The following is a 21,778-nucleotide window of genomic DNA, read 5'->3' as shown; positions in this document are numbered from 1 at the left end:
GCAGTTGACCAGAGGGTGCTGAGGCAAAAGGAGAAGCGCAATGGATGATCACGCGAACGCCCATCTTTCCCTTCACCTGCAAACCACCGGCACCGCGTTGGCGGACAGCCTCGATGAGCTGGCCGCCCAAATAACGCCAGCGGATAGCCCCAACCTCGCGCTGTACCGGGAGATGCTCGCCACTGTGGCACGCATGGCCCAAGCCGACCGCAACCGCTGGGACGCCAAGATCATGTCGCAGACCCTGCGCGAGATGGAGCGTGCCTTTAGTGTGCTGGAGCGCTTCCGGCATCGCCGCAAGGTCACCGTGTTCGGCTCTGCCCGCACCCAGCCCGGCCACCCGGTTTACGCGCTGGCGAGAGACCTGGGCGCGACCCTGGCCCGCCACGACCTGATGATCATCACCGGCGCAGGCGGCGGCATCATGGCCGCGGCGCACGAGGGTGCCGGCCGTGACAACAGCCTGGGCTTCAATATCACCCTGCCCTTCGAACAATCGGCAAACGCGACCATGCAAGGCAGCGACAACTTGCTGTCGTTTCACTTCTTCTTTCTACGCAAATTGTTCTTTGTCAAGGAAGCCGACGCTCTGGTGCTCTGCCCAGGCGGCTTCGGCACCCTCGACGAGGCACTGGAAGTCATCACCCTGATCCAGACAGGCAAAAGCCCCCTGGTACCGGTGATTCTGCTCGACGAGCCCGGTGGCACGTTCTGGCAGGGATTGCTCGACTACATCCAGCAGAACCTCGACAGCAACGGCTACATCCTCGCTAGCGACATGAACCTGATGCACCTGGTTCACGACGTCGATGAGGCAGCCGAGGCAATCGACCGTTTCTATGCCAACTTCCACTCCAGTCGCTGGCTGAAACATCAGTTCGTGATCCGCATGCAGCACCCGCTGACCGATCAAGCCCTCGAACACCTCAACCTGCACTTCAGCGATCTATGCAAAAACGGCGATATCCAGCAGCAGCTCAGTGGCAACGTGGAAATGGATGGGCCGAAACTGCGCGATATGCCAAGACTGACCTTCGCGTTCAGCGGTCGTAGCGCCGGGCGGCTGCGTGAATTGCTCGATGTGATCAACCTGCCCCGGAATTGGCTGGCCTGAGCGCAAGGAGGCTCAGAGCCTTCTGTTCGTCATCTTTCCGACGAATTTTCCGCTGCAATCGCCAGAGAGTGGCGGCAGCGAGCATGAATTGGTGGGCTGAAGCGGATCGCCGCCCGGCCCACCCAGCAGCGGGTGCGCACAGGTAGGGTGGGCTTCAGCCCACCAATTAGAGTATTCAAAAGAGCAATTGGATGGTTCCCACGCGAAATCCGAGCACCGCTGCCTGCCAATGGAGAGCGTTGTCAGTCGTCCTGGAGGGAACCGCGCATCAGCTGCCCTACCAGATCCATTGGGTAGCCGCGGTAAACCAGAAAGCGCATCTGTTTAGCCCGCTCACGGGCATCTGCTGGTAACTGCCCGGCAAACTTGCGTTGCCAGGTTTGCTGCAGGCCATCGCGCCAATCAATACCACTGTCGCGCAACGCCTGTTCGATATCGGCACGGGCAAGGCCGCGCTGGGAGAGGTCGTCACGAATACGCTGCGGGCCAAAGCCCGAGCGCGCTCGATAACTGATGAAGCTTTCCAGATAACGCGCTTCGCAGAGCAGCCCTTCTTCGCTCAAGCGATCGAGGGCAGCCTCGATATGCTCATCGCTGGCGCCGCGCTGTCGCAGTTTACGCGACAGCTCGATCCGCCCATGTTCGCGGCGCGCCAGTAGATCCATGGCGGTATGGCGCACCGCTTGCACGTTATCCAGAATCACGGCCACGAACTGGAATCAGAGGTCGACTTCGGCGCCGACGACTTCAGCACCCGAATTGGCTTTTACCGAGGGGCTGACGACAAGCAGCTTCTCGCGGATCAGGCCTTCGATGGCACGGCCTATTTCCGGATTATCTTCCAGGTACTTCGCGGCATTCGCTTTGCCCTGACCGATCTTATTGCCCTGGTAGCTGTACCAGGCACCGGCTTTCTCGACGAAACCGTGCTGCACACCCAGGTCGATGACCTCGCCATTGCGATAGATGCCCTTGCCGTAGAGAATCTGGAACTCGGCCTGACGGAATGGCGGTGCTACTTTGTTCTTCACCACTTTGACGCGAGTTTCGCTGCCGACTACCTCGTCACCTTCCTTCACCGCGCCGGTACGGCGGATGTCGAGGCGCACCGAGGCATAGAACTTCAGCGCGTTACCACCGGTAGTGGTTTCCGGGCTGCCGAACATCACGCCGATCTTCATGCGGATCTGGTTGATGAAAATCACCAAGCAGTTGGCGTTCTTGATGTTGCCGGTGATCTTGCGCAGCGCCTGAGACATAAGACGAGCCTGCAGGCCGACGTGCATGTCGCCCATCTCACCTTCGATTTCAGCCTTGGGTACCAGTGCGGCCACGGAGTCGACGATGATCACGTCAACAGCGTTGGAGCGCACCAGCATGTCGGTGATTTCCAGCGCCTGCTCGCCGGTGTCTGGCTGCGAAACAAGCAAGTCATCGACATTGACGCCCAGCTTGCCAGCGTAATCCGGATCCAGCGCATGCTCAGCATCGACGAACGCACAGGTAGCACCCATGCGTTGCGCTTCGGCAATCACCGAAAGAGTCAGCGTGGTTTTACCCGAGGATTCAGGGCCGTAAATTTCGACGATTCGACCTTTCGGCAAACCGCCAATACCCAGCGCGATGTCAAGGCCCAGGGAGCCGGTGGAAATGGCTGGAATCGCCTGACGATCATGATCGCCCATACGCATCACTGCGCCCTTGCCAAACTGCTTCTCGATCTGGCCCAGTGCAGCCGACAAAGCGCGCTTCTTGTTCTCGTCCATTACATTCCTCACGTGATCAGAAGGGCCTGACGGCCAATAACTGTATAAGTAGCCAGTATTATTCCACAGGGTTCGTCACTCGCCTACCCCGCTGATGGATTTTCTTGTGCCAGTAGTCGCATTAGTCCCAGCAAGGCCGCTTCCACGGTTTGCGCGCGCACGGCGTCACGGGAACCGGGGAACTGGAAACGCCTGGCGAACACCCGCTCACCATCGGCCCAGGCAACCCACACCGTGCCGACCGGTTTCTCCGCACTGCCACCACCGGGCCCCGCCACACCGCTGACAGCCGTGGCATAACGCGCACCGCTATGTGCCTGAGCGCCACGCACCATGGCCTCGACCACTTCACGGCTGACCGCGCCCACGCTGTTGAAAAGCGCTTCGGGCACGCCCAGCTGGCGGGTCTTCTGGGTGTTGGAGTAAGTGACGAAGCCGGCTTCGAACCAGGCCGAGCTGCCTGCGATACGGGTGATGGCTTCGGCAATACCGCCGCCCGTACAGGACTCGGCAGTGGTGACCTGAGCACCACACTCCAGCAGCGCTTCGCCAAGCCGAGCGGCAAGTACGGTCACGGGCTGATCATCGAAATTCATCTGCGCTCCGGGGTTAAAGGCGGTGGGGTCGATACCGTACACTAGGCGCTTTTGCTATTCAGCCGGACACTCGACACGATGAGCCAAAGCGACCTCAGTTCCCACACGCCGATGATGCAGCAATATTGGAGGCTGAAGAATCAGCACCCCGATCAGCTGATGTTCTATCGTATGGGCGATTTCTACGAAATCTTCTACGAGGACGCGAAGAAAGCCGCCAAGCTTCTGGACATCACCCTGACCGCCCGCGGCCAGTCCGCCGGCCAGGCGATTCCGATGTGCGGCATTCCTTACCACGCCGCCGAGGGCTACCTAGCCAAGCTGGTCAAGCTGGGTGAGTCGGTGGTCATCTGCGAGCAGATCGGCGATCCGGCCACCAGCAAGGGGCCGGTGGAACGCCAGGTGGTGCGCATCATCACACCAGGCACCGTCAGCGACGAGGCATTGCTCGACGAGCACCGCGACAACCTGCTGGCCGCCGTGCTCGGTGACGAGCGCTTGTTCGGCCTGGCGGTGCTGGACATCACCAGCGGGCGCTTCAGCGTGATGGAAATCAGCGGCTGGGAAAACCTCCTGGCCGAACTCGAGCGCCTCAACCCTGCCGAGCTGCTGATCCCCGATGATTGGCCCCAAGGCTTGCCGGCGGAGAAACGCCGTGGCTCGCGTCGCCGTGCACCCTGGGATTTCGAGCGTGATACCGCTCAGAAGAGCCTGTGCCAACAGTTCGGCACCCAAGATCTCAAAGGCTTCGGCTGCGAGACGCTGACCCTGGCCATCGGTGCCGCCGGCTGCCTGCTGGCTTATGCCAAAGAGACGCAACGTACCGCCCTGCCGCACCTGCGCAGCCTGCGCCACGAGCGCATCGACGATACGGTGATTCTCGACGGCGCCAGCCGCCGTAACCTGGAACTGGACATCAACCTGGCCGGTGGCCGCGAAAACACCCTGCAATCGGTCGTCGACCGCAGCCAGACCGCCATGGGCAGCCGCCTGCTCGGCCGCTGGCTGAACCGCCCGCTGCGTGACCGCGCCGTGCTCGAGGCGCGCCAGGAGTCGATCGCCTGCCTGCTGGATCGCTACCGCTTCGAAGCCTTGCAGCCACAGCTCAAGGAAATCGGTGATCTGGAGCGCATTCTGGCCCGTATCGGCCTGCGCAACGCCCGCCCCCGTGACCTGGCGCGCTTGCGCGACGCCCTGTGTGCATTACCGCAGTTGCAGGAGGCAATGACTCAACTGGACTGTGCGCACCTGGCGACCCTGGCAACTGCGATCAGCACTTACCCGGAGCTGGCCGAGCTGCTGTCGCGGGCGATCATCGACAATCCGCCGGCGGTGATCCGTGATGGCGGCGTGTTGAAAACCGGCTACGACGCCGAGCTGGATGACCTGCAGTCGCTGAGCGAGAACGCCGGCCAGTACCTGATGGATCTGGAGGCCCGGGAGAAAGCCCGTACCGGCCTGGCCAACCTCAAGGTCGGCTACAACCGCGTGCACGGCTACTTCATCGAGCTACCGAGCAGACAGGCAGAATCAGCACCGGCCGACTACATCCGCCGCCAGACCCTCAAGGGCGCCGAGCGCTTCATCACCCCGGAGCTCAAGGAGTTCGAGGACAAGGCGCTGTCCGCCAAGAGCCGCGCCCTGGCTCGCGAGAAGCAGCTCTACGAGGAACTCCTGGAGCGCCTGATCGGCCACCTGGGCCCGTTGCAGGATAGCGCTGCGGCACTGGCAGAGCTGGACGTTCTGAGCAACCTGGCCGAACGCGCACTGAATCTGGACCTCAACCGCCCGCGCTTCGTCGAAGAGCCGTGCATGCTGATCGAGCAAGGTCGCCACCCTGTGGTGGAGCAGGTTCTGACCACGCCGTTCGTGGCCAACGACCTGAAACTCGATGATGCCACGCGGATGCTGATCATCACCGGCCCGAACATGGGCGGTAAGTCCACCTACATGCGCCAGACCGCGCTAATCGTGCTGCTCGCCCATATAGGTAGCTTCGTACCAGCCGCGCGCTGCGAACTGTCGATGGTCGACCGTATCTTCACCCGGATCGGCTCCAGCGATGACCTGGCAGGCGGGCGCTCGACCTTCATGGTGGAAATGAGCGAGACCGCCAACATCCTGCACAACGCCAGCGAACGCAGCCTGGTGTTGATGGACGAGGTGGGGCGCGGTACCAGCACCTTCGATGGCCTGTCGCTGGCCTGGGCAGCTGCCGAGCAGTTGGCCAACCTGCGGGCCTACACGCTGTTCGCCACCCACTATTTCGAGCTGACCGTCTTGCCGGAAAGCCAACCGGTGGTCGCCAACGTGCACCTCAATGCAACCGAACACAACGAACGCATCGTCTTCCTGCACCACGTACTGCCTGGCCCGGCCAGCCAGAGTTACGGTCTGGCGGTCGCGCAACTGGCAGGGGTACCGGACACCGTGATCCTACGTGCCCGCGAGCATCTGGCGCGTCTGGAAACTACCAGCCTGCCCCACGACCTGCCGACCAAAGGCATGGGACAAAGCACCGCGCCGATGCAGAGCGATCTGTTCTCCAGCCTGCCGCATCCCGTGCTGGAAGAGCTGCAGAAGGTCAATCCCGACGATCTCAGCCCACGCAAGGCGCTCGAACTGTTATATGCATGGAAAGCGCGAGTCTAACGCCGGAGCCAACAAGCTGTTAGAATCCCGCGCGCTCCGGAAGCGCTGCAGCCTTTAGCCTGGTCTGACAGCCCCAATCCCGAGCCTGAGAGCTGCTGAATCAAGGAGTGGCTCGCTGCCGTAGCCCGAGGAGAGAACTAGAAATGACCTTCGTCGTCACCGACAACTGCATCAAGTGCAAGTACACCGACTGCGTGGAAGTCTGTCCGGTGGACTGCTTCTACGAAGGCCCGAACTTCCTGGTGATCCACCCGGATGAATGCATCGACTGCGCGCTTTGCGAGCCTGAGTGCCCGGCGCAGGCCATCTTCTCCGAAGACGAGATACCGGATGGCATGCAGGAATACATCGAGCTGAACGCCGAACTGGCGGAAGTCTGGCCGAACATCACCGAGCGCAAAGACGCAATGGCCGATGCCGAAGAGTGGGATGGCGTGAAAGACAAGCTGCAGCACCTGGAGCGCTAAGCTTAGGGGTTCGGCAGTGCAGGCCGCCGCTAGAGATGCCGCTACCTGAAAGGGTCGCGGCATTTTTTATGGCTCACCATTACGGCGGCGACCATCGCGATATTGCCGCTGCCGCTATCAGCAGAGCTTATGTCAGCGAGCAGACACTTTTCTGCAGGCGAAAAAAAGGGGCGGTTTTACCCGCCCACTCTTTTGTCCCTACTCCCTTAAACTCCCAAATCATCATCCTGATGAATCGCGTCCCGCGATGTCCTGGTCATTTTCCTTAACGACCTGTGCTTCTCCCTAAGCACGGTTCAGATCTTAACGGCTCTGGTATTAATCACAACGGCACGGCTATTCGAGTAGCGTCCTAGCAAGCATGCCAGGAAAAATAAAAAACACTTAAATATCAATAGTTTAATAAACAAAAAAGCCGAACTGTCAGATTCCAAGCGGCAAATTGCCACTAATGCTTACAACACGTGTAAGCAAATACTGACACGATTACGGAAAGAAAACGTGATCCGTAGGAATGCTGGCCAACGCAAACTGCAGAGGGCCACATTAATAAAGAAAGGTAATTACAACGAGCACTCAGCAAATCATCAGACCGCCGTAGCGAGCGGGTGGAAGCTGAAGTAATAACGCAGGGCTTCGACCATCTCGAGATAGTCCGCCGGAGGGGCACTGAGGGCGAAGCCTGAATCGAAGCTGCCAGGCGTCACATCTTCACGGCACCAGAGGCAGGTGGCACTGAAGTCGATATGACGAACTGCATCCTGACTTGGAATCTTCAGACGCATATCGAAGGAGCCACCGACTAGCACAGGCAACTGGCTGATCAGCATCAAACCATCCTGCGAGACATTGCCCAAATGACCGATTGGCTTATCGGTATAGGCATTGAAGACGTTGAGGTAGTAAGGCAACTGGTGCCGTTCTATATGGCGGTTGGCATTCATAATGGCTAAGCGCTATGAGTGTCCGACGAGTATGGCGGCAGTCCGCCGAGCTGACTAGCCTTCAATTACACCGCTCGGATAACTGGCTGCGTAGATACGCACGTCCGGCATCCAGCTCTTCGTCACTGTAATAGCGCCGCTCGCCATTCGCAGCGGGCTGATAGTAGCGCCGCCCCTCAGGCATGGAAGCCAGACGATTACGCAACGCTGTGCACTCCTGCACCTTATCGGCCTGCTGCTGCCGCCTTGCTTGCGCGGCCTGGGCCTGTTCTTCGCGACGGGCCTGGAAGAAGCGCTCACTGCGTTGCTCTCGCTCCTGAGTAGCAGCATCGCGCTCTACTACCTGCGGGCGGATCTCGATGACCTTGGCATCGGTCGCCTGCGGCTGCTGACCGTAATGCACGTGGCCCTGCTCATCTACCCAGCGATAAACCTGCCCACAGGCAAGAGAGGGCAGTAGCAGAAGACCAATCCAGGCGCGCATCGCGGCAATCCCCGCTCGATCGTATGTTGGCCGTCAAAGCGCTCTAGCAGGCGATACCTTGGCGGGCTCCGGCACGCCATGATGACCGAGCTGACGCAGGGTTTCCAGCCGCGCCCGGGCGCGGAAGGCATATTCGCTGGTGGGATAGCGGCCAATGATGAACTGATAGGTCTGCGCCGCATCGATGTACAGGTTCTGTCGTTCCAGACACTGGCCTCGCAGCAGGGAAATCTCCGGCTGGATGTAGCTGCGCGAACGACTCACCCGCTCGGCCTGGGACAGGTAGAGCAGCGCATCCTCGCACTCGCCCCGGTCGTAGGCCTGATAGGCCTTGTTCAGATGATGATCGAGCGACATGCGGGTACACCCGCTGACGACCAGCACACAACACAGCAGCAACAGAATACGCATGGGTTTCTCCTCCAATGAGCAGCGTATCGGCGGGGCCTGAAAAAACTGAACAGCGGCAACATGCTGCATCGCGTTACCAAGGCCTCAGAACAAGACAAGCGGACTCGATCTTCTACGCTGATTCATGTCAACGCATGCCATCGAGTGATGGTATGCAATGCGGCTTACTTAACCTGCGAGGCCGACGCCATGAAACTTGAAAAACTATTGGTCGTGATCGACGCCAGCCAACTCAGCCATCCCGCACTGGAACGCGCCGCTTGGCTGGCACGCACAACCCAGGCGGGCCTACACATTCTGCTAGTGGAGTACAACGCCGCGCTGGATGGCAGCCTGCTTGAGAATAGCCTGCAAAGCAAAGCCCGTGAGGCGTTGCTGGAGCAGCGCGGCAAGTGGCTGGAGGAGCTACTGACTCCGTTGCGCGATGAAGGCCTACCACTGCAGCAGGAGGTACGCTGGGGCAAGCGCCTGCACGAAACAGTGCTCGATGTGGCAAACGGTCTGCAGCCGGATCTGGTGCTCAAGTCCGCCGCCCACAACAATCTGTTGCGCCGTCTACTGCTGACCGACAGTTGCTGGCAGTTGATGCGTCACTGCCCGTTCCCGCTGTGGTTGGTTCATCACGCCGACTGGCGCGGGCGCAACCTGTGTACCGCCGTCGATCCGCTACACAAGGACGACAAGCCAGCGGCACTCGATCACCACCTGATCGACACCAGCATGGCGCTCTCCTCCGCACTCGGCATGCATGCCGACATCGTGCACTGCCATGCGCCACTGCCCCGCACACTGCTCAACAATACCGAGCTGCTGGCCACCTACCAGCAGTACCTCAGCGACGATGCAGAGCAGCATCACAAGGCCTTCGACGAGCTGGTTCACCAGCACGGAATCGCCGCCGAATCGGCTCACCTGCTCGAGGGCGCGCCGGAAAACATGCTGCCGAACTTCGTGCGCAGGCACGAAATCGACCTGCTGGTGATGGGGGCCATCGCCCGCGGCCGTCTGGACACCATCCTCATCGGTCACACTGCCGAGCGCCTGCTCGAATCGGTGGACTGTGACCTGCTGGTGGTCAAGCCGTGCAACGAAAATAGGCAGAAGAGTAGTGCAGAGGAACAATGACTACAGCGCTGCGGCGTAGTAGCCTCGCGGTCTGCTTCAATTAAGGAGTCCGCGCATGACCGCTCGCCGCACCAAAATCGTCGCCACCCTCGGCCCCGCCAGCAATTCACCGGAAATGCTGGAACAGTTGATTCTCGCAGGGCTGGATGTCGCTCGTCTGAACTTCTCCCACGGCTCGCCCGAAGATCACAAGGCACGGGCCAAGCTGGTACGTGACATCGCTGCCAAGCACGGTCGCCACGTCGCGCTGCTGGGTGACCTGCAAGGGCCGAAGATCCGTATCGCCAAGTTTGCCAACAAGCGCATTGAGCTGAAGGTCGGTGATCGTTTCACCTTCTCCACCAGCCACCCGCTGACTGACGGCAACCAGGAAGTCGTGGGCATCGACTACCCGGATCTGGTCAAGGATTGCGGCGTAGGTGACGAGTTGCTGCTCGACGATGGCCGTGTGGTCATGCGTATCGAAACCACCACCGCCGACACCCTCAATTGCGTCGTATTGATCGGCGGCCCGCTGTCCGATCACAAAGGCATCAACCGTCGTGGCGGTGGCCTGACCGCGCCAGCCCTGACCGAAAAAGACAAGGCCGACATCAAGCTCGCTGCCGAAATGGATCTGGACTACCTGGCTGTTTCCTTCCCGCGTGATGCGGCGGACATGGAATATGCCCGCCAGCTACGTGACGAGTCCGGCGGCAAGGCCTGGCTGGTCGCCAAGATCGAACGTGCCGAAGCGGTAGCGAACGACGAAACACTGGACGGCCTGATCAAGGCCAGCGACGTAGTGATGGTTGCCCGTGGCGACCTGGGCGTGGAAATCGGCGACGCCGAGCTGGTGGGCATTCAGAAGAAGATCATTCTGCACGCACGCCGCCACAACAAGGCAGTGATCGTGGCGACTCAGATGATGGAGTCGATGATCCAGAACCCGATGCCGACCCGGGCCGAGGTCTCCGACGTAGCCAACGCCGTACTCGACTACACCGATGCGGTCATGCTCTCGGCAGAAAGCGCCGCCGGTGCCTATCCGCTGGAAGCCGTGCAGGCCATGGCACGTATCTGCCTCGGTGCAGAACGCCACCCGACCGGCAAGAGCTCCAGCCACCGTATCGGCAAGAGTTTCGAACGCTGCGACGAAAGCATCGCCCTGGCGGCCATGTACACGGCCAACCACTTCCCGGGCGTGAAGGCCATCATCGCCCTCACCGAAAGTGGTTACACACCGCTGATCATGTCGCGCATCCGCTCCTCGGTGCCGATCTACTCGTTCTCCCCGCACCGCGACACCCAGGCGCGCTCGGCGATGTTCCGTGGCGTGTACACCATCCCCTTCGACCCGGCGGCCCTGCCACCAGGCGAAGTCAGCCAGGCAGCGGTAGACGAGTTGCTCAAGCGCGGCCTCGTCCAGCAAGGCGACTGGGTCATCCTGACCAAGGGTGACAGCTATCACACCATCGGTGGCACCAACGGCATGAAAATCCTGCATGTCGGTGACGCGCTGGTCTGACGATCAGCAGCATCCGCCAAAAGGCCCGCGTTCAATGCGGGCCTTTTCGTTTCTGGCGGACGCAGCGAAGCAGCTCAGGCGTGAGGCAGGAACAGGTCAGAGAACAGCTGGCTGCGCGGCAGGCCGGCGAGATAGAGGCGTCGGGCGATGGCCTCCACGGTGTCTGGCCCGCCGCAAGCCAACGCGATGGTCTGTCGTGAGCCGGGACGCAGCGCCGCCAGAGCAGCGGGCAGCGCTACCGCCTCGATCAGGTCGAGCTGTATATGAGGATGGAGCTCGACCAGTTCGAGCAACGGATCAGCCAGGTAGTGCTCGGTAGTCGAACGCGCCACATGCATAACCCGGATCGGCCCCTGATGGGATTGGCGCAATGCCTCGCGCAGAATGGCGTACAGCGGTGCGAGGCCGGTTCCAGCACCCAGCAGCCAGAGCGGCCGGGTCTGCCAGTCTGGATCGTAGTGCAATGCACCGCCACTCAAGGCGCCAAGGCGTATGAGTTCTCCCACCCTGAACTGCCGGGCTGCATCGCTGAACGCGCCAGGCTGGCGGCAATCCACGTGAAACTCGAGAAAGCTGTCTTCCTGTGGCAGGCTGGCAAACGAATATGGCCGGGCGATACCAGTAGCCGTCCATAGCAACAGATGCTGGCCCGCGCGATAACGCACGGCCTGCTGCGGTAGCAGGCGCAAGCGCAATACATGATCGCTCAACCAGTCGCACGCCTGGATCTGCGCAGGGATGCCATCGCTTCTGGGGTCGAATATCTGTATCTGCAGATCATCGATCACCCGGCACTGACACGCCAGTCGCCACCCCTGCTCCCGACGCGCCTGATCGAGAGCACCAGGCTTCGCATCCAGCGGTTCGCCCACCAGGCAGCGCACCAGGCACGCCTGGCAACTGCCCGCGCGGCAACTGTAGGGCACCGCAATACCGGCACCCAGCAGCGAATCGAGCAGGTTATTTTCAGGATCGACGGTGACGCGTCGCTCACCGACCAACAGTTCAGGCATCCGCCTGTTCCCAGGTCGAGGCGCAGCGATTACGCCCGGTACGCTTGGCGTGATACAGCGCCTGGTCGGCGCGGTGCAGGGCTTCGTCAAGATCGTCTTGCATGGACACCAGGGTCATTCCCACTGACAAACTGAGGTTCTGCACTTTAACACCGATAGGCTCAGCCTCACTGAACGCCACCCGCAGCCGCTCGCAGCAAGACATGAAGGCATCGGTGTCGGTATTGGGAACCAGCAGCACGAACTCCTCTCCGCCGTAACGGGCGATGATGTCACCCTCACGCAGACAAGCAGTCGCCGCCTTTGCAAAAGCCTGCAGCACGCGATCCCCTGCAGCATGGCCGTGCCTGTCGTTGATGACCTTGAAGTGATCGAGGTCGATCAGCGCCAGACCGTGCTGCCCCTTGGGCGATAACCCTTCGAGCTCGAGAGCAGCCATACGCAGAAAATGTCGCCGATTGCACAGCCCGGTGAGTTCATCGGTAGCCACCAGATCTTCCAACTGACGCATCATTCCGCGTAGCGTTTCCTGATGCGCCTGCAACGCGAAACGACGCTGCCGCATACGCTGGCGCATGCTCTGCATATAGGAGGCGAACAGACTCAGCCACAACAACACGAGCCCCAGCGCGCAAACCTGCAAGGTAGCCAGGCCAGGATCGCGCATACGCATCTGGTAGGCGTCATACAGATTGATGAGCACGAAACCTAAGAACGCCAGACCGGCACACCGAAAGAACACCCTCGGCGGCAGCTGGAACAGGCCGAACAGCAACGACATGGGATAGATCAGCAGCAGGCTGCCGCGCCCCTCGTCGAGCATGGCAACCATCGCGGTGATCAACCCCAGAGCGACGAGTACCTGCGCCTCGGTGAGGCTAGGATCGCGAAACAGCAGATTGCGGCTCGACATGAACAATGCGAAGAACAGCAACTGACTGGCAGCAGCAATCACCAACAGCCCTACAACCGTGCCGCCACGCACACTGAAGAGGTCGTGATAATAGGCAATCCCTGCCAGCGCAGCGATCATTAGATAGGTAGCCACAGCCATGCCGAAACGCTTGATCAGCAGATTCTGTAACGTACGTTGGGTCAATCGACGGCTGCTTGGGATCATGGGCTCCATCCCATAGTGGCAACTAGCCGCCACTCTACTCGCGCCTTGAGCAAATGCCTAGCAGGCGTTTATATGCCCCATATGACGGGCGATCAGCGACCTGCGCCGCTACTGTACGGGTGTCCCACCCGTCGACCCCGCGGTATAATGCCGCGCCTTTTAGACGGCCCCGGCCATGTTCCGGTGCCCCATGAAGTTCCTGCCCTATAAAGGAGCGCCCCGCATGACCGTGATCAAGCAAGACGATCTGATCCAGAGCGTCGCCGACGCCCTGCAGTTCATTTCCTATTACCATCCCGTCGACTTCATCCAGGCCATGCACGAGGCCTACCTGCGCGAAGAGTCTCCCGCTGCACGCGACTCCATGGCGCAGATCCTGATCAACTCGCGCATGTGCGCCACCGGCCACCGCCCGATCTGCCAGGACACCGGCATCGTTACCGTGTTCGTGCGCGTGGGCATGGACGTAAGCTGGAACGGCGCCACCATGAGCGTCGACGACATGATCAACGAGGGCGTACGCCGCGCCTACAACCTGCCGGAAAACGTCCTGCGCGCCTCGATCCTGGCCGACCCGGCCGGTGCGCGTAAAAACACCAAGGACAACACCCCGGCGGTCATCCACTACTCCATCGTCCCGGGCAACACCGTGGAAGTGGACGTGGCGGCCAAGGGCGGCGGCTCTGAGAACAAATCGAAGATGGCCATGCTCAACCCGTCCGACTCGATCGTCGACTGGGTGCTCAAGACCGTTCCGACCATGGGCGCCGGCTGGTGCCCGCCGGGCATGCTGGGCATCGGCATCGGCGGTACCGCCGAGAAGGCAGCGGTGATGGCCAAGGAAGTGTTGATGGAATCCATCGACATCCACGAGCTGAAAAAGCGTGGCCCGGCCAACCGTATCGAAGAGATACGCCTGGAGCTGTTCGAGAAGGTCAACCAGTTGGGCATCGGCGCCCAGGGCCTGGGCGGCCTGACCACCGTGCTCGACGTCAAGATCATGGATTACCCGACCCACGCCGCGTCCTTGCCGGTGTGCATGATCCCCAACTGCGCCGCGACCCGCCACGCCCACTTCGTGCTCGACGGTTCGGGCCCGGCGGAGCTGGAAGCACCGGATCTTTCCGCCTACCCGGAAATCGTCTGGGAAGCCGGCCCGTCGGCTCGTCGTGTCGACCTCGACACCCTGACTCCGGAAGACGTGCAGAGCTGGAAGCCGGGTGAAACCATCCTGCTAAACGGCAAAATGCTCACCGGTCGCGACGCCGCGCACAAGCGCATGGTCGAGATGCTCAACAAGGGTGAAGAACTGCCGGTCGATCTGAAAGGCCGCTTCATCTATTACGTTGGCCCGGTCGACCCGATCGGCGACGAAGTGGTTGGCCCTGCCGGCCCGACCACCGCTACGCGGATGGACAAGTTCACCCGTCAGATCCTCGAACAAACCGGTCTGCTGGGCATGATCGGTAAATCCGAACGCGGCCCGACCGCCATCGAGGCGATCAAGGATCACAAGGCCGTTTACCTGATGGCCGTCGGTGGCGCAGCCTACCTGGTGGCTCAGGCGATCAAGAAGTCCAAGGTACTGGCTTTCGCCGAAATGGGCATGGAGGCGATCTACGAGTTCGAGGTCAAGGACATGCCAGTCACCGTCGCGGTCGACAGCAGCGGCGAGTCGGTGCATATCACGGGCCCAGCAATCTGGAACAAGAAGATCGCTGAAAGCCTGGCGGTTGAAGTGCAGTAACGCTGCACCGCGGTGAACAAAAGAAGCCCGGCCCAGTGCCGGGCTTCTGCGTTGAGTGATGCCCACAATGCGCTTTACTCATGTAACTCTAGGGTTTTGAGAGGCGTGGCTGATGCCTTTCCCTGCAACGTCCAATCACTGCTCATGCACGCCTGACGATTTCCTTCAATACACCCCCACCGCGCCCCGACAGACTGCCGACATCTTTTCTCGAGAAGCGATGCCCGCCATGCAGCAGTTCCTGATCATTGCCGCCGCCCACTTCCTGGCGCTGCTTTCTCCAGGCCCGGATTTCTTTCTGGTGGCCCGCACGTCGCTGTCCGCCGGTTGGCGAGTCGCCAGTGGCGCCTGCCTGGGCATTGCCGTGGCCAATGCGGTGTTCATCGTCGCAGCGTTTACCGGAGTGTCGGTTCTGCAGCCGGGCAGCGTGCCCTTCATCCTGCTGCAGCTGGTCGGCTGCCTTTACCTGCTTTATCTCGGCGTGCTGTTTATTCGCCACGCTGGCAGCAGCGTACTGCAGGCTGCGAACGGGGCCGCGCCAGCCAGGCAGCTCACTTGGCTGCAGGCCGCCGGCATGGGGTTTCTGTCGGGCATCCTCAACCCCAAGAACGCGCTGTTTTACGTCAGCCTGGCGAGCATGCTCGGCAGTTCGCAGGGCAGCGTCGGCTGGAAGCTGTTCTACGGCGTGTGGATGTTCGCCGTGGTGCTCGGCTGGGACTTGCTCGTGGCAACGGCCATCGGCAACGGGCGCCTGCTGCAGCGCTTCCAGCGCGTGCTGCCAATGCTCGAACGGCTCTCGGGATTGGTATTGATCGCCCTGGCACTGGGAATGCTGGGCCTGTTGCTGATGGGCTGATGGTTCTCACCGCACGCCCAATGACGGGCATGCGGCGAAAGTCTGCGGTCAGTCTTTCAAGCGCGCTGCCAGCGTGGACAGATCACCAGAAAGGCCCTGCATGGCGCGGCTTGCCGACTCGCTGCGCTGCAGGTCGGCCTCGTTGCTCTGGGCGATGGACACGATCTCCGCCAGGTTGCGAGCAATGTCCTCGGCGACCGAGGTCTGCTCCTCGGCAGCGGTAGCGATCTGCCGGTTCATGTCGCGGATGGCTTCCACCGCCTCGGTGATGCTGTGCAAACGTTCGCCAGCCACGCCGACCTGGGCACGACCTGCTGCGCTCTGCTGGGCACCGGCGTTGATGGCAGCTGTCGCCTCCTTCGAGGCGCTTTGCACGTTGGCGATCAACTGGTGGATTTCGCTGATCGAGCTGGCGGTGCGGAACGACAAGTTGCGCACCTCATCGGCCACCACCGCGAAGCCCCTGCCTGCATCGCCCGCGCGGGCGGCTTCGATGGCCGCGTTGAGGGCCAGCAGGTTGGTCTGGTCGGCTATGCCGCGGATCACGTCCAGTACGCTGCCGATGCGCTCGCTGTCACTTTCCAGGCGGGTGATCACCTCAGAAGTACGGGTGATCTCGCTGTGCATCTGCTCGATGGTGGCGATGGTGCTGGCCATGGTTGCTTCGCCTTCCTGGGCAGCCTGATCGGCTTCATCCGCGGCACGAGCCGCTGCAGCAGAATGCCGTGCCACCTCATCAGCCGTTGCGCTCATCTCATGCATGGCGGTGGCAACCTGATCGGTACGCGAAAACTGCTCACGAATGCCGTGGCCGATATGTCCCGCCACACTGCTCAAGTCGTGGGTGGCAGCATCGAGCTCGCTGGTACCACGACGTAGCTGCTGCGACAGCTCCTGCATGAACTCGCGCAGACGATTGGCGGCCTGGGCCAGGCGCCCTACCTCGTCCTCGCGACCTTCGCTCAGCCGCTCGCCGAACTGCCCACGACTGAGCAGATCGAGCTGGCCGGTGGCCTGCAGCAGCGGCGTGGTGATGCGCCGGTTGACCAGCCAGGCACTGAAAAGCGCCAGCAATATTCCCAGCCCAAGCATCGCCAGGCTGCCGAACAGCACGCTGCGCTGGGCGATCTCGCTCAACTGCGTGGCGCTCGCCTGGCTGCGCTCGTGCAGTTCGTTGACCAGTAACGACAGCTGCTCGGTGGTGGCTCGGTCGATGCCCTTCACTGCCGTGTCGCCGGCCTGGGCAGAAAACCCGGCCGCGGCAAAGGCCTCATAACCACGGCGATAGGCCTCGCCCATCTCGGCATGTGCGCGGCGCAATTCGCTCAGACGTTGACGCAGCTCGGCGCTGCCTGCCGTTTCGATCAAGTGGCCGATCTGCGCCTGCACGCGCCCCTCTTCCTCCTGAAACTGCTGCCAGTAACGGTTGCGCTGCGCCTGATCAGCACCGCGCAGCAACACGTTCTTCCACTCCTGCACCTGGATCTTGAATGCCAGGTTGGCCGCATCCACCTGCCGCGCCTCTTCCTGCGGGCCGCTGAGCAGCGCCTGATAGCCATCGAGCTGGCGCGACAACAGCGCGAAACCCGCCAGCGCAATCAACAACATCAACACCAGACCACCGCCAATCAGCAACACCAATTGGGCACGCAGCGAACGACCAAGGCTCATGGAAAACTCGAACGGGAGGGGGAAGTGCGATGATTTTATGAAGGCTGTGTTACGGATATATTGCAGCGTGATAGCCGACTGTCAGGCATGCATGCCCCCATCAACAAGAACTGACAGAAAACAACGACGCGCGGCATGCGTGGCCACTCGAATACGCGCTAACGAACCTCGGTAATGGTAGCCCGGCACGCTGGCAAACGGCAGCGGCAAAATGTCGGAGAATGAACGAGCGATAGGCTCTGGCTAGGGCGTCTTCATTCGCTTTTTGGCCTTCTCGATGCCCTCCTCCATAGCAGCGGCCGCCAGGCCTGAGCAGACCATCACACCGGCCCCCTGAGAGAGGCATTCATAGCGCTGCTGATCCTCACCAGAGCTGGTCACGCAATTCTGCAGGGTGATCCGTTCCTCAATGCCAACGAAGTTCTTCTGACCTTCCGCATACTCGGCCGCAGTGATTCGTCCAGCCTCCTTACGCTCCTCGGCCATTTCCTTGAGGTTCTCGATATCGATAGCCGTCCAGCGCATGGCGCTCTTGCACATTTCCCGCTTCGAGAGCTTGCCTGGAGCCGCGCCAATGGAGGCCTTCTGGGCAGGCGATACAGGAGCGGCCGCTCGGCCATCCCCTACGTATCCTTGATTGATATTCACTGGCTCGGCCTGCTGCTGAGAGGCAGGTGGCTGACTGCCGAAATGCTTCTGCCCGCTCTCATCCACCCAGGTGTAGACCTGACTCAGCGCGGCAGTGGAGAGGATGCTGCACAGCAGGAACAGCGGTAGCGTCGTGCGACCGAGCATGATCGATAAATCCTTCTACATGCGCGAGCTGCGCAGCAAGCAATCTAGAGCTGGGTGGTGGGTTTGCCAAGAGACAGAACGAGAAAAGCCCTATGAACTGATGAGGGTGTGCAACAGCGCACTGGAACCCCAGTGATCCGCACTCATCAGCCGATGATGCTAGGGCTTCTAGCGACCTTACCGGGTGCTCAACACAGTTTTGTCACGACCAAGCCGTCGGGTTCAAGGCCCACACTACCAGCGTCCCTCAAGGGGTCGGCTCGGGTTGTCCTTGAGCAGGTATGTCGCTGTAGCGGCATGGTGAGGCGACTCGCCACCGCCCAACGCAGCACCAGTCAGTTTGATCTCGATCGCCAATTGATCACCCTTGAATGTGGCGCCTTGCAGCATCCCGTCGAAGCCCCCCGGGGTCTGAACTGCCACCACGCTATCAGCAAGCTTCACCACGCCCTGGGCATCGCCCCTGCTGGCGACGTCGCCGGCTACATAGAGGTAGGCATGACCTTTTGCCGAGAAGGTACAAACCAGTTCACCCGGCAGCTTGGCCTCGGTGATGTCCGTCTCGGTCAAAGGCGCCAGCCTGGCAGAGGCCGCGCGCTCTGTAGATGCCGCTGAAGGAGCGTCCTGGGCCTGAGGCGTTTCATCCTCCGCCGAGCAACCGGCCAGTGCAGAAAGCAGCGCCATGCAGACCATGATGTTTCGACCCTGCAAGGTGAAACCGTGGCGATTCTGAAACATCATGTCCCCCATCACTACCGTCGTGGGCCTGGCAGGTAAACCCACCACGTCGAGTGAGCGGCCTGCCCTTCAACCGACCGCATCGATACGCGACGTTTCGGTTAAATCCTGGTGAGGTTTCAAGATCAGCCAAGCGCTCAAGCCGTGGTCAGCCCGCAGGGCCACTGCTACAGTCCGGGGCTGGTGGTTAGTACGTGGGGATGATTCATGAGCAAGGCTACGGCAGTAGGCGCCTCGCGCATGCTTTCGGTCGGCGAGGTCGCGCGGCGTGCTGGGGTTGCCGTTTCAGCGGTGCACTTCTATGAAAAGAAGGGATTGATCGCCAGTATTCGAAACAGCGGAAATCAGCGTCAGTTTCCAGCTCACGTGCTGCGCTATGTCGCCGTTATAAAAGTGGCGCAACGCGCAGGCATTCCGCTCAGGGAAATCAAGCAGGCACTGGATGCCTATCCGTCCGACAGCAAACTCGGCGCAGGACAATGGCGTGACATTTCCTCTCAATGGAGAGACAACCTGGACGAGCGCATCAAGACACTGACCCGCCTGCGGGATGAGTTGGATGGATGCATCGGCTGTGGATGCTTATCGCTGCAAGACTGTCCATTGCGCAATCCGGCCGACACCTTTGGCGACCAAGGCCCGGGGGCCGGCATTCTCGAACGTCCTTGATCACCAAGGCTGAAGCCAGCGACATAAAACGATGCCACGGAAAATCAGGGGCTTGACCTCAGCTTAAGTTGAGGTTTGAAGATAGGGCTTCATTCAACCGGAGAACGCCCATGCCCCCTGAAAATGCTTCGCCCGCCTTCACCTTGTCCAACCCTGCCGGTCTTTACGATCCATCGGTAAATGCCTATTCGCACATCGCTCAGGTCACCCTGGGCGCGCACATCGTGCACCTCGCTGGTCAGGGCGGCCAGGACAGCGACGGTAACCTTGCGCCAGGCTTTTCCGACCAAGTGCGTCAGACGATAGCGAATATCGAGATTGGCCTGGCGGCTGCCGGAGCGACGCTCAATGACGTATACAAACTCACCATTCTGGTAGTCGATCACTCCGAGTCGCGACTGGCCGAATGGGCCGCGGAAGCCAAACGGGCATGGGGATCGCACATGCCGACCGGTACCCTGATTCCGGTCCCTCGCCTGGCACTGGACGGCATGCTGGTAGAGATCGAGGCAATTGCAGCGCTACCAGCGGCCGGGTAGCTACACGTAGGGGCAGGAGAGCCGCACCATGCCCATGCTCGAAGCGTCCGCCACATTCGGTAGCGGACGTTCTCAGCGGCTAAATGAGTCGCCCATTCCCGCATACCCTGTCGCTCAAAAGTTGCTTGAGACCCACACCGACTGGTCGCTTACGACAGCCGATACCGTCATGGTCGTTGTGAAATAGGCATCCGGGCTCACCCTCTGAGAACCATCCGCATACGTCACGATAAACCTTATGGAAGACTCGCCAGCGATCTTGAAGCTGCGCTTGCCGGTTGGCTGTATAGGCCCCAGCTCTCGCTGCTGGTCACGCCATTGCGCCGTAACCCAAACGGTAGCGCTTGAGTCATTGCGCACGATCATGGTCGGCGTTGCCCAATACATCGCCGTGGCAGCTACCACGATCAGGCTCGACAGTGGTGCCAGCAGGACGAATGCCATTTGCTTGAACCTGAGTTTCATGTCGCCCTTTTTCTGCAGCCTGGAACGTCAGCATCCACGCCCGCATTGTTGCCCGACACCCTGCACAACTCGACCGAAGCGAACTCTGCGGCCCTACTTTCAGGTGCCCTCGTGCCTAGACATAGCCGTGATACTCGATCCACCTACCAGTCCCCTGCCAACGGTTTGCGGGTCGGCCAGGCGGGCTGCGACTACGCAGCCCGCCGTACCTGCTCCATACACAATGAAATCGTACTGCCGAATCATGCAGATGACTCATGCGTCCCTTCGATATCGATGCAAAGAGTGAATTCCAGGAGCGTTTCGGTGATCGGCGATCACTGCTCGCCGATACTGCGTACCGCCTTGAGAATCACCTCGGCCACTTCGCCAGGCTGCGACTGCTGGGGGACGTGACTGGTGCGCAGCTCGGTCAGAGAGGCGCCGATACGCTTGGCGGATGAGCGCTGTACATCGGGGTGGATCATGCGGTCTTGGGTGGCGAGAACGTACCAGGACGGCTTGCTCTTCCAGGCGGCGACCGTCGTACGGTCATCGAAGGCGGATGCCTTGATCGGGCCTTGCGTGGCGGTCATGACGGCGGTCTGTTCAGCCGGCAGATCCTGGGCGAAATCCTTGGCCATGCCCTCTGGCGTCAGGTAGAGGAAACCGTTGCCGTCTGCCTTGATCTGGCTGATGCCAGGAGGCGTAGGTGCGCCCTTGCCTTGCTCACCGCTGGCCTGCCCGACATCCGGTGCGAAGGCAGCGACATACACCAGAGCCCTGACTTTTTCACTGCTGCCAGCCTCACTGATCACGGTGCCGCCCCAGGAGTGTCCGACCAACACAACCTCACCCGACTGGTTATCCAGCGTTCTTTTTGTCGCGGCAACATCGTCGGCCAGCGAGGTGAGCGGGTTCTGTACTACCGTAACGCGCACCCCTTCGGCCTGAATGAGCGGCACGACCTTGGCCCAGTCAGAGCCGTCGGCGAAGGCGCCGTGTACGATGACAACGGAAGGCGTGGCATCGGCGGCTTGGCTCACATTCGCGACGAGGGTGCTGGCCAGAGCGAAGGCGGCGGTCACGAGTTGCGACTTGAATGTTTTCATGGGGTGAA

The 21,778-nt window shown here is 60.9% G+C and carries 22 protein-coding genes and 1 pseudogene; 9 read left to right on the top strand and 14 right to left on the bottom strand.

The window, feature by feature from the left end:
- The first annotated feature begins 40 nt into the window (after positions 1-40).
- On the top strand, positions 41-1,114 hold the full coding sequence (locus tag ACZ3GY_RS04405; protein WP_465909067.1) for an LOG family protein: 1,074 nt from the start codon (positions 41-43) through the stop codon (positions 1,112-1,114).
- Between the two features lie 242 nt (positions 1,115-1,356).
- On the opposite strand, the gene recX is transcribed toward ACZ3GY_RS04405, so the two are convergent.
- The 3 genes from recX to ACZ3GY_RS04390 form a co-directional block, all read right to left on the bottom strand.
- The gene (recX, locus tag ACZ3GY_RS04400) at positions 1,357-1,824 is read right to left on the bottom strand and encodes a recombination regulator RecX (RefSeq protein ID WP_465909066.1); all 468 of its coding nucleotides are present in this window, start codon (positions 1,822-1,824) and stop codon (positions 1,357-1,359) included.
- 9 nt (positions 1,825-1,833) lie between these two features.
- Positions 1,834-2,880, bottom strand: coding sequence for a recombinase RecA (gene recA / locus ACZ3GY_RS04395; RefSeq protein WP_463564081.1), 1,047 nt, complete (start codon positions 2,878-2,880; stop codon positions 1,834-1,836).
- An 83-nt stretch (positions 2,881-2,963) separates the two neighbouring features.
- Entirely contained in the window at positions 2,964-3,476 is a 513-nt protein-coding gene (locus tag ACZ3GY_RS04390; protein ID WP_465909065.1) for a CinA family protein, read from the bottom strand.
- A 78-nt stretch (positions 3,477-3,554) separates the two neighbouring features.
- Between ACZ3GY_RS04390 and mutS the strand changes: the two genes are divergently transcribed.
- Together mutS and fdxA are read left to right on the top strand one after the other, a co-directional pair.
- Positions 3,555-6,128 carry a DNA mismatch repair protein MutS gene (gene mutS, locus ACZ3GY_RS04385; protein ID WP_465909064.1) on the top strand — a complete coding sequence of 858 codons (2,574 nt, stop codon included), beginning with the start codon at positions 3,555-3,557 and terminating at the stop codon, positions 6,126-6,128.
- Positions 6,129-6,271: 143 nt separating this feature from the next.
- Positions 6,272-6,595 carry a ferredoxin FdxA gene (gene fdxA, locus ACZ3GY_RS04380; RefSeq protein ID WP_042552052.1) on the top strand — a complete coding sequence of 108 codons (324 nt, stop codon included), beginning with the start codon at positions 6,272-6,274 and terminating at the stop codon, positions 6,593-6,595.
- A gap of 587 nt (positions 6,596-7,182) precedes the next feature.
- On the opposite strand, the gene ACZ3GY_RS04375 is transcribed toward fdxA, so the two are convergent.
- The 3 genes from ACZ3GY_RS04375 to ACZ3GY_RS04365 form a co-directional block, all read right to left on the bottom strand.
- Positions 7,183-7,539: a PilZ domain-containing protein gene (locus ACZ3GY_RS04375; RefSeq protein WP_465909063.1), complete on the bottom strand. Its 357-nt coding sequence runs from the start codon at positions 7,537-7,539 to the stop codon at positions 7,183-7,185.
- Positions 7,540-7,600: 61 nt separating this feature from the next.
- Entirely contained in the window at positions 7,601-8,023 is a 423-nt protein-coding gene (locus ACZ3GY_RS04370) for a DUF4124 domain-containing protein (RefSeq protein WP_465909062.1), read from the bottom strand.
- 33 nt (positions 8,024-8,056) lie between these two features.
- Positions 8,057-8,434: a tetratricopeptide repeat protein gene (locus ACZ3GY_RS04365; protein WP_465909061.1), complete on the bottom strand. Its 378-nt coding sequence runs from the start codon at positions 8,432-8,434 to the stop codon at positions 8,057-8,059.
- Between the two features lie 189 nt (positions 8,435-8,623).
- On the opposite strand from ACZ3GY_RS04365, the gene ACZ3GY_RS04360 reads away from it, so the two are divergent.
- Both ACZ3GY_RS04360 and pyk read left to right on the top strand, forming a co-directional pair.
- Entirely contained in the window at positions 8,624-9,559 is a 936-nt protein-coding gene (locus ACZ3GY_RS04360; protein WP_465909060.1) for a universal stress protein, read from the top strand.
- Between the two features lie 55 nt (positions 9,560-9,614).
- Positions 9,615-11,066: a pyruvate kinase gene (pyk, locus tag ACZ3GY_RS04355; protein ID WP_463564074.1), complete on the top strand. Its 1,452-nt coding sequence runs from the start codon at positions 9,615-9,617 to the stop codon at positions 11,064-11,066.
- Between the two features lie 74 nt (positions 11,067-11,140).
- Here the strand turns inward: pyk and ACZ3GY_RS04350 are convergent, their stop codons facing one another.
- Complete coding sequence (locus ACZ3GY_RS04350) at positions 11,141-12,079, bottom strand: iron-sulfur-binding ferredoxin reductase (RefSeq protein ID WP_465909059.1); 939 nt, start codon at positions 12,077-12,079, stop codon at positions 11,141-11,143.
- Positions 12,072-13,199 (bottom strand): GGDEF domain-containing protein, encoded by a 1,128-nt coding sequence (locus ACZ3GY_RS04345; RefSeq protein WP_465909058.1) that lies wholly within the window; start codon positions 13,197-13,199, stop codon positions 12,072-12,074. The genes ACZ3GY_RS04350 and ACZ3GY_RS04345 overlap by 8 nt, the downstream gene beginning before the upstream one ends.
- A gap of 223 nt (positions 13,200-13,422) precedes the next feature.
- Here ACZ3GY_RS04345 and ACZ3GY_RS04340 point away from each other — a divergent pair, with 223 nt between their 5' ends.
- Complete coding sequence (locus tag ACZ3GY_RS04340) at positions 13,423-14,946, top strand: fumarate hydratase (protein ID WP_463564071.1); 1,524 nt, start codon at positions 13,423-13,425, stop codon at positions 14,944-14,946.
- Between the two features lie 229 nt (positions 14,947-15,175).
- A complete protein-coding gene (locus tag ACZ3GY_RS04335; protein ID WP_465909057.1) occupies positions 15,176-15,802 on the top strand; it encodes a LysE family translocator in 627 nt (208 codons plus the stop codon).
- A 48-nt stretch (positions 15,803-15,850) separates the two neighbouring features.
- Here the strand turns inward: ACZ3GY_RS04335 and ACZ3GY_RS04330 are convergent, their stop codons facing one another.
- The 4 genes and pseudogenes from ACZ3GY_RS04330 to ACZ3GY_RS04315 form a co-directional block, all read right to left on the bottom strand.
- Positions 15,851-16,555, bottom strand: a complete 705-nt coding sequence (locus ACZ3GY_RS04330) for a methyl-accepting chemotaxis protein (RefSeq protein WP_442964002.1) — start codon at positions 16,553-16,555, stop codon at positions 15,851-15,853.
- A 213-nt stretch (positions 16,556-16,768) separates the two neighbouring features.
- Positions 16,769-16,894, bottom strand: a pseudogene (locus ACZ3GY_RS04325) (hypothetical protein); the annotation flags it as partial.
- Positions 16,895-17,716: 822 nt separating this feature from the next.
- Positions 17,717-18,268, bottom strand: a complete 552-nt coding sequence (locus ACZ3GY_RS04320) for a DUF4124 domain-containing protein (RefSeq protein ID WP_465909056.1) — start codon at positions 18,266-18,268, stop codon at positions 17,717-17,719.
- Between the two features lie 234 nt (positions 18,269-18,502).
- Positions 18,503-19,009: a hypothetical protein gene (locus ACZ3GY_RS04315; protein WP_465909054.1), complete on the bottom strand. Its 507-nt coding sequence runs from the start codon at positions 19,007-19,009 to the stop codon at positions 18,503-18,505.
- A 204-nt stretch (positions 19,010-19,213) separates the two neighbouring features.
- On the opposite strand from ACZ3GY_RS04315, the gene soxR reads away from it, so the two are divergent.
- Both soxR and ACZ3GY_RS04305 read left to right on the top strand, forming a co-directional pair.
- Positions 19,214-19,675, top strand: a complete 462-nt coding sequence (soxR, locus tag ACZ3GY_RS04310) for a redox-sensitive transcriptional activator SoxR (RefSeq protein ID WP_465909053.1) — start codon at positions 19,214-19,216, stop codon at positions 19,673-19,675.
- A gap of 110 nt (positions 19,676-19,785) precedes the next feature.
- Positions 19,786-20,214: a RidA family protein gene (locus tag ACZ3GY_RS04305; RefSeq protein WP_465909052.1), complete on the top strand. Its 429-nt coding sequence runs from the start codon at positions 19,786-19,788 to the stop codon at positions 20,212-20,214.
- Positions 20,215-20,328: 114 nt separating this feature from the next.
- Here the strand turns inward: ACZ3GY_RS04305 and ACZ3GY_RS04300 are convergent, their stop codons facing one another.
- The gene (locus tag ACZ3GY_RS04300) at positions 20,329-20,658 is read right to left on the bottom strand and encodes a hypothetical protein (RefSeq protein ID WP_465909051.1); all 330 of its coding nucleotides are present in this window, start codon (positions 20,656-20,658) and stop codon (positions 20,329-20,331) included.
- A 338-nt stretch (positions 20,659-20,996) separates the two neighbouring features.
- Positions 20,997-21,770, bottom strand: a complete 774-nt coding sequence (locus ACZ3GY_RS04295) for an alpha/beta hydrolase (RefSeq protein ID WP_465909050.1) — start codon at positions 21,768-21,770, stop codon at positions 20,997-20,999.
- Positions 21,771-21,778 lie beyond the last annotated feature (8 nt).

This window comes from Pseudomonas sp. PME37.24/006, from assembly GCF_055556635.1.
The sequence above is the reverse complement of the archived record's forward strand: the minus strand, read 5'-3'. Positions and strand labels throughout refer to the sequence as shown.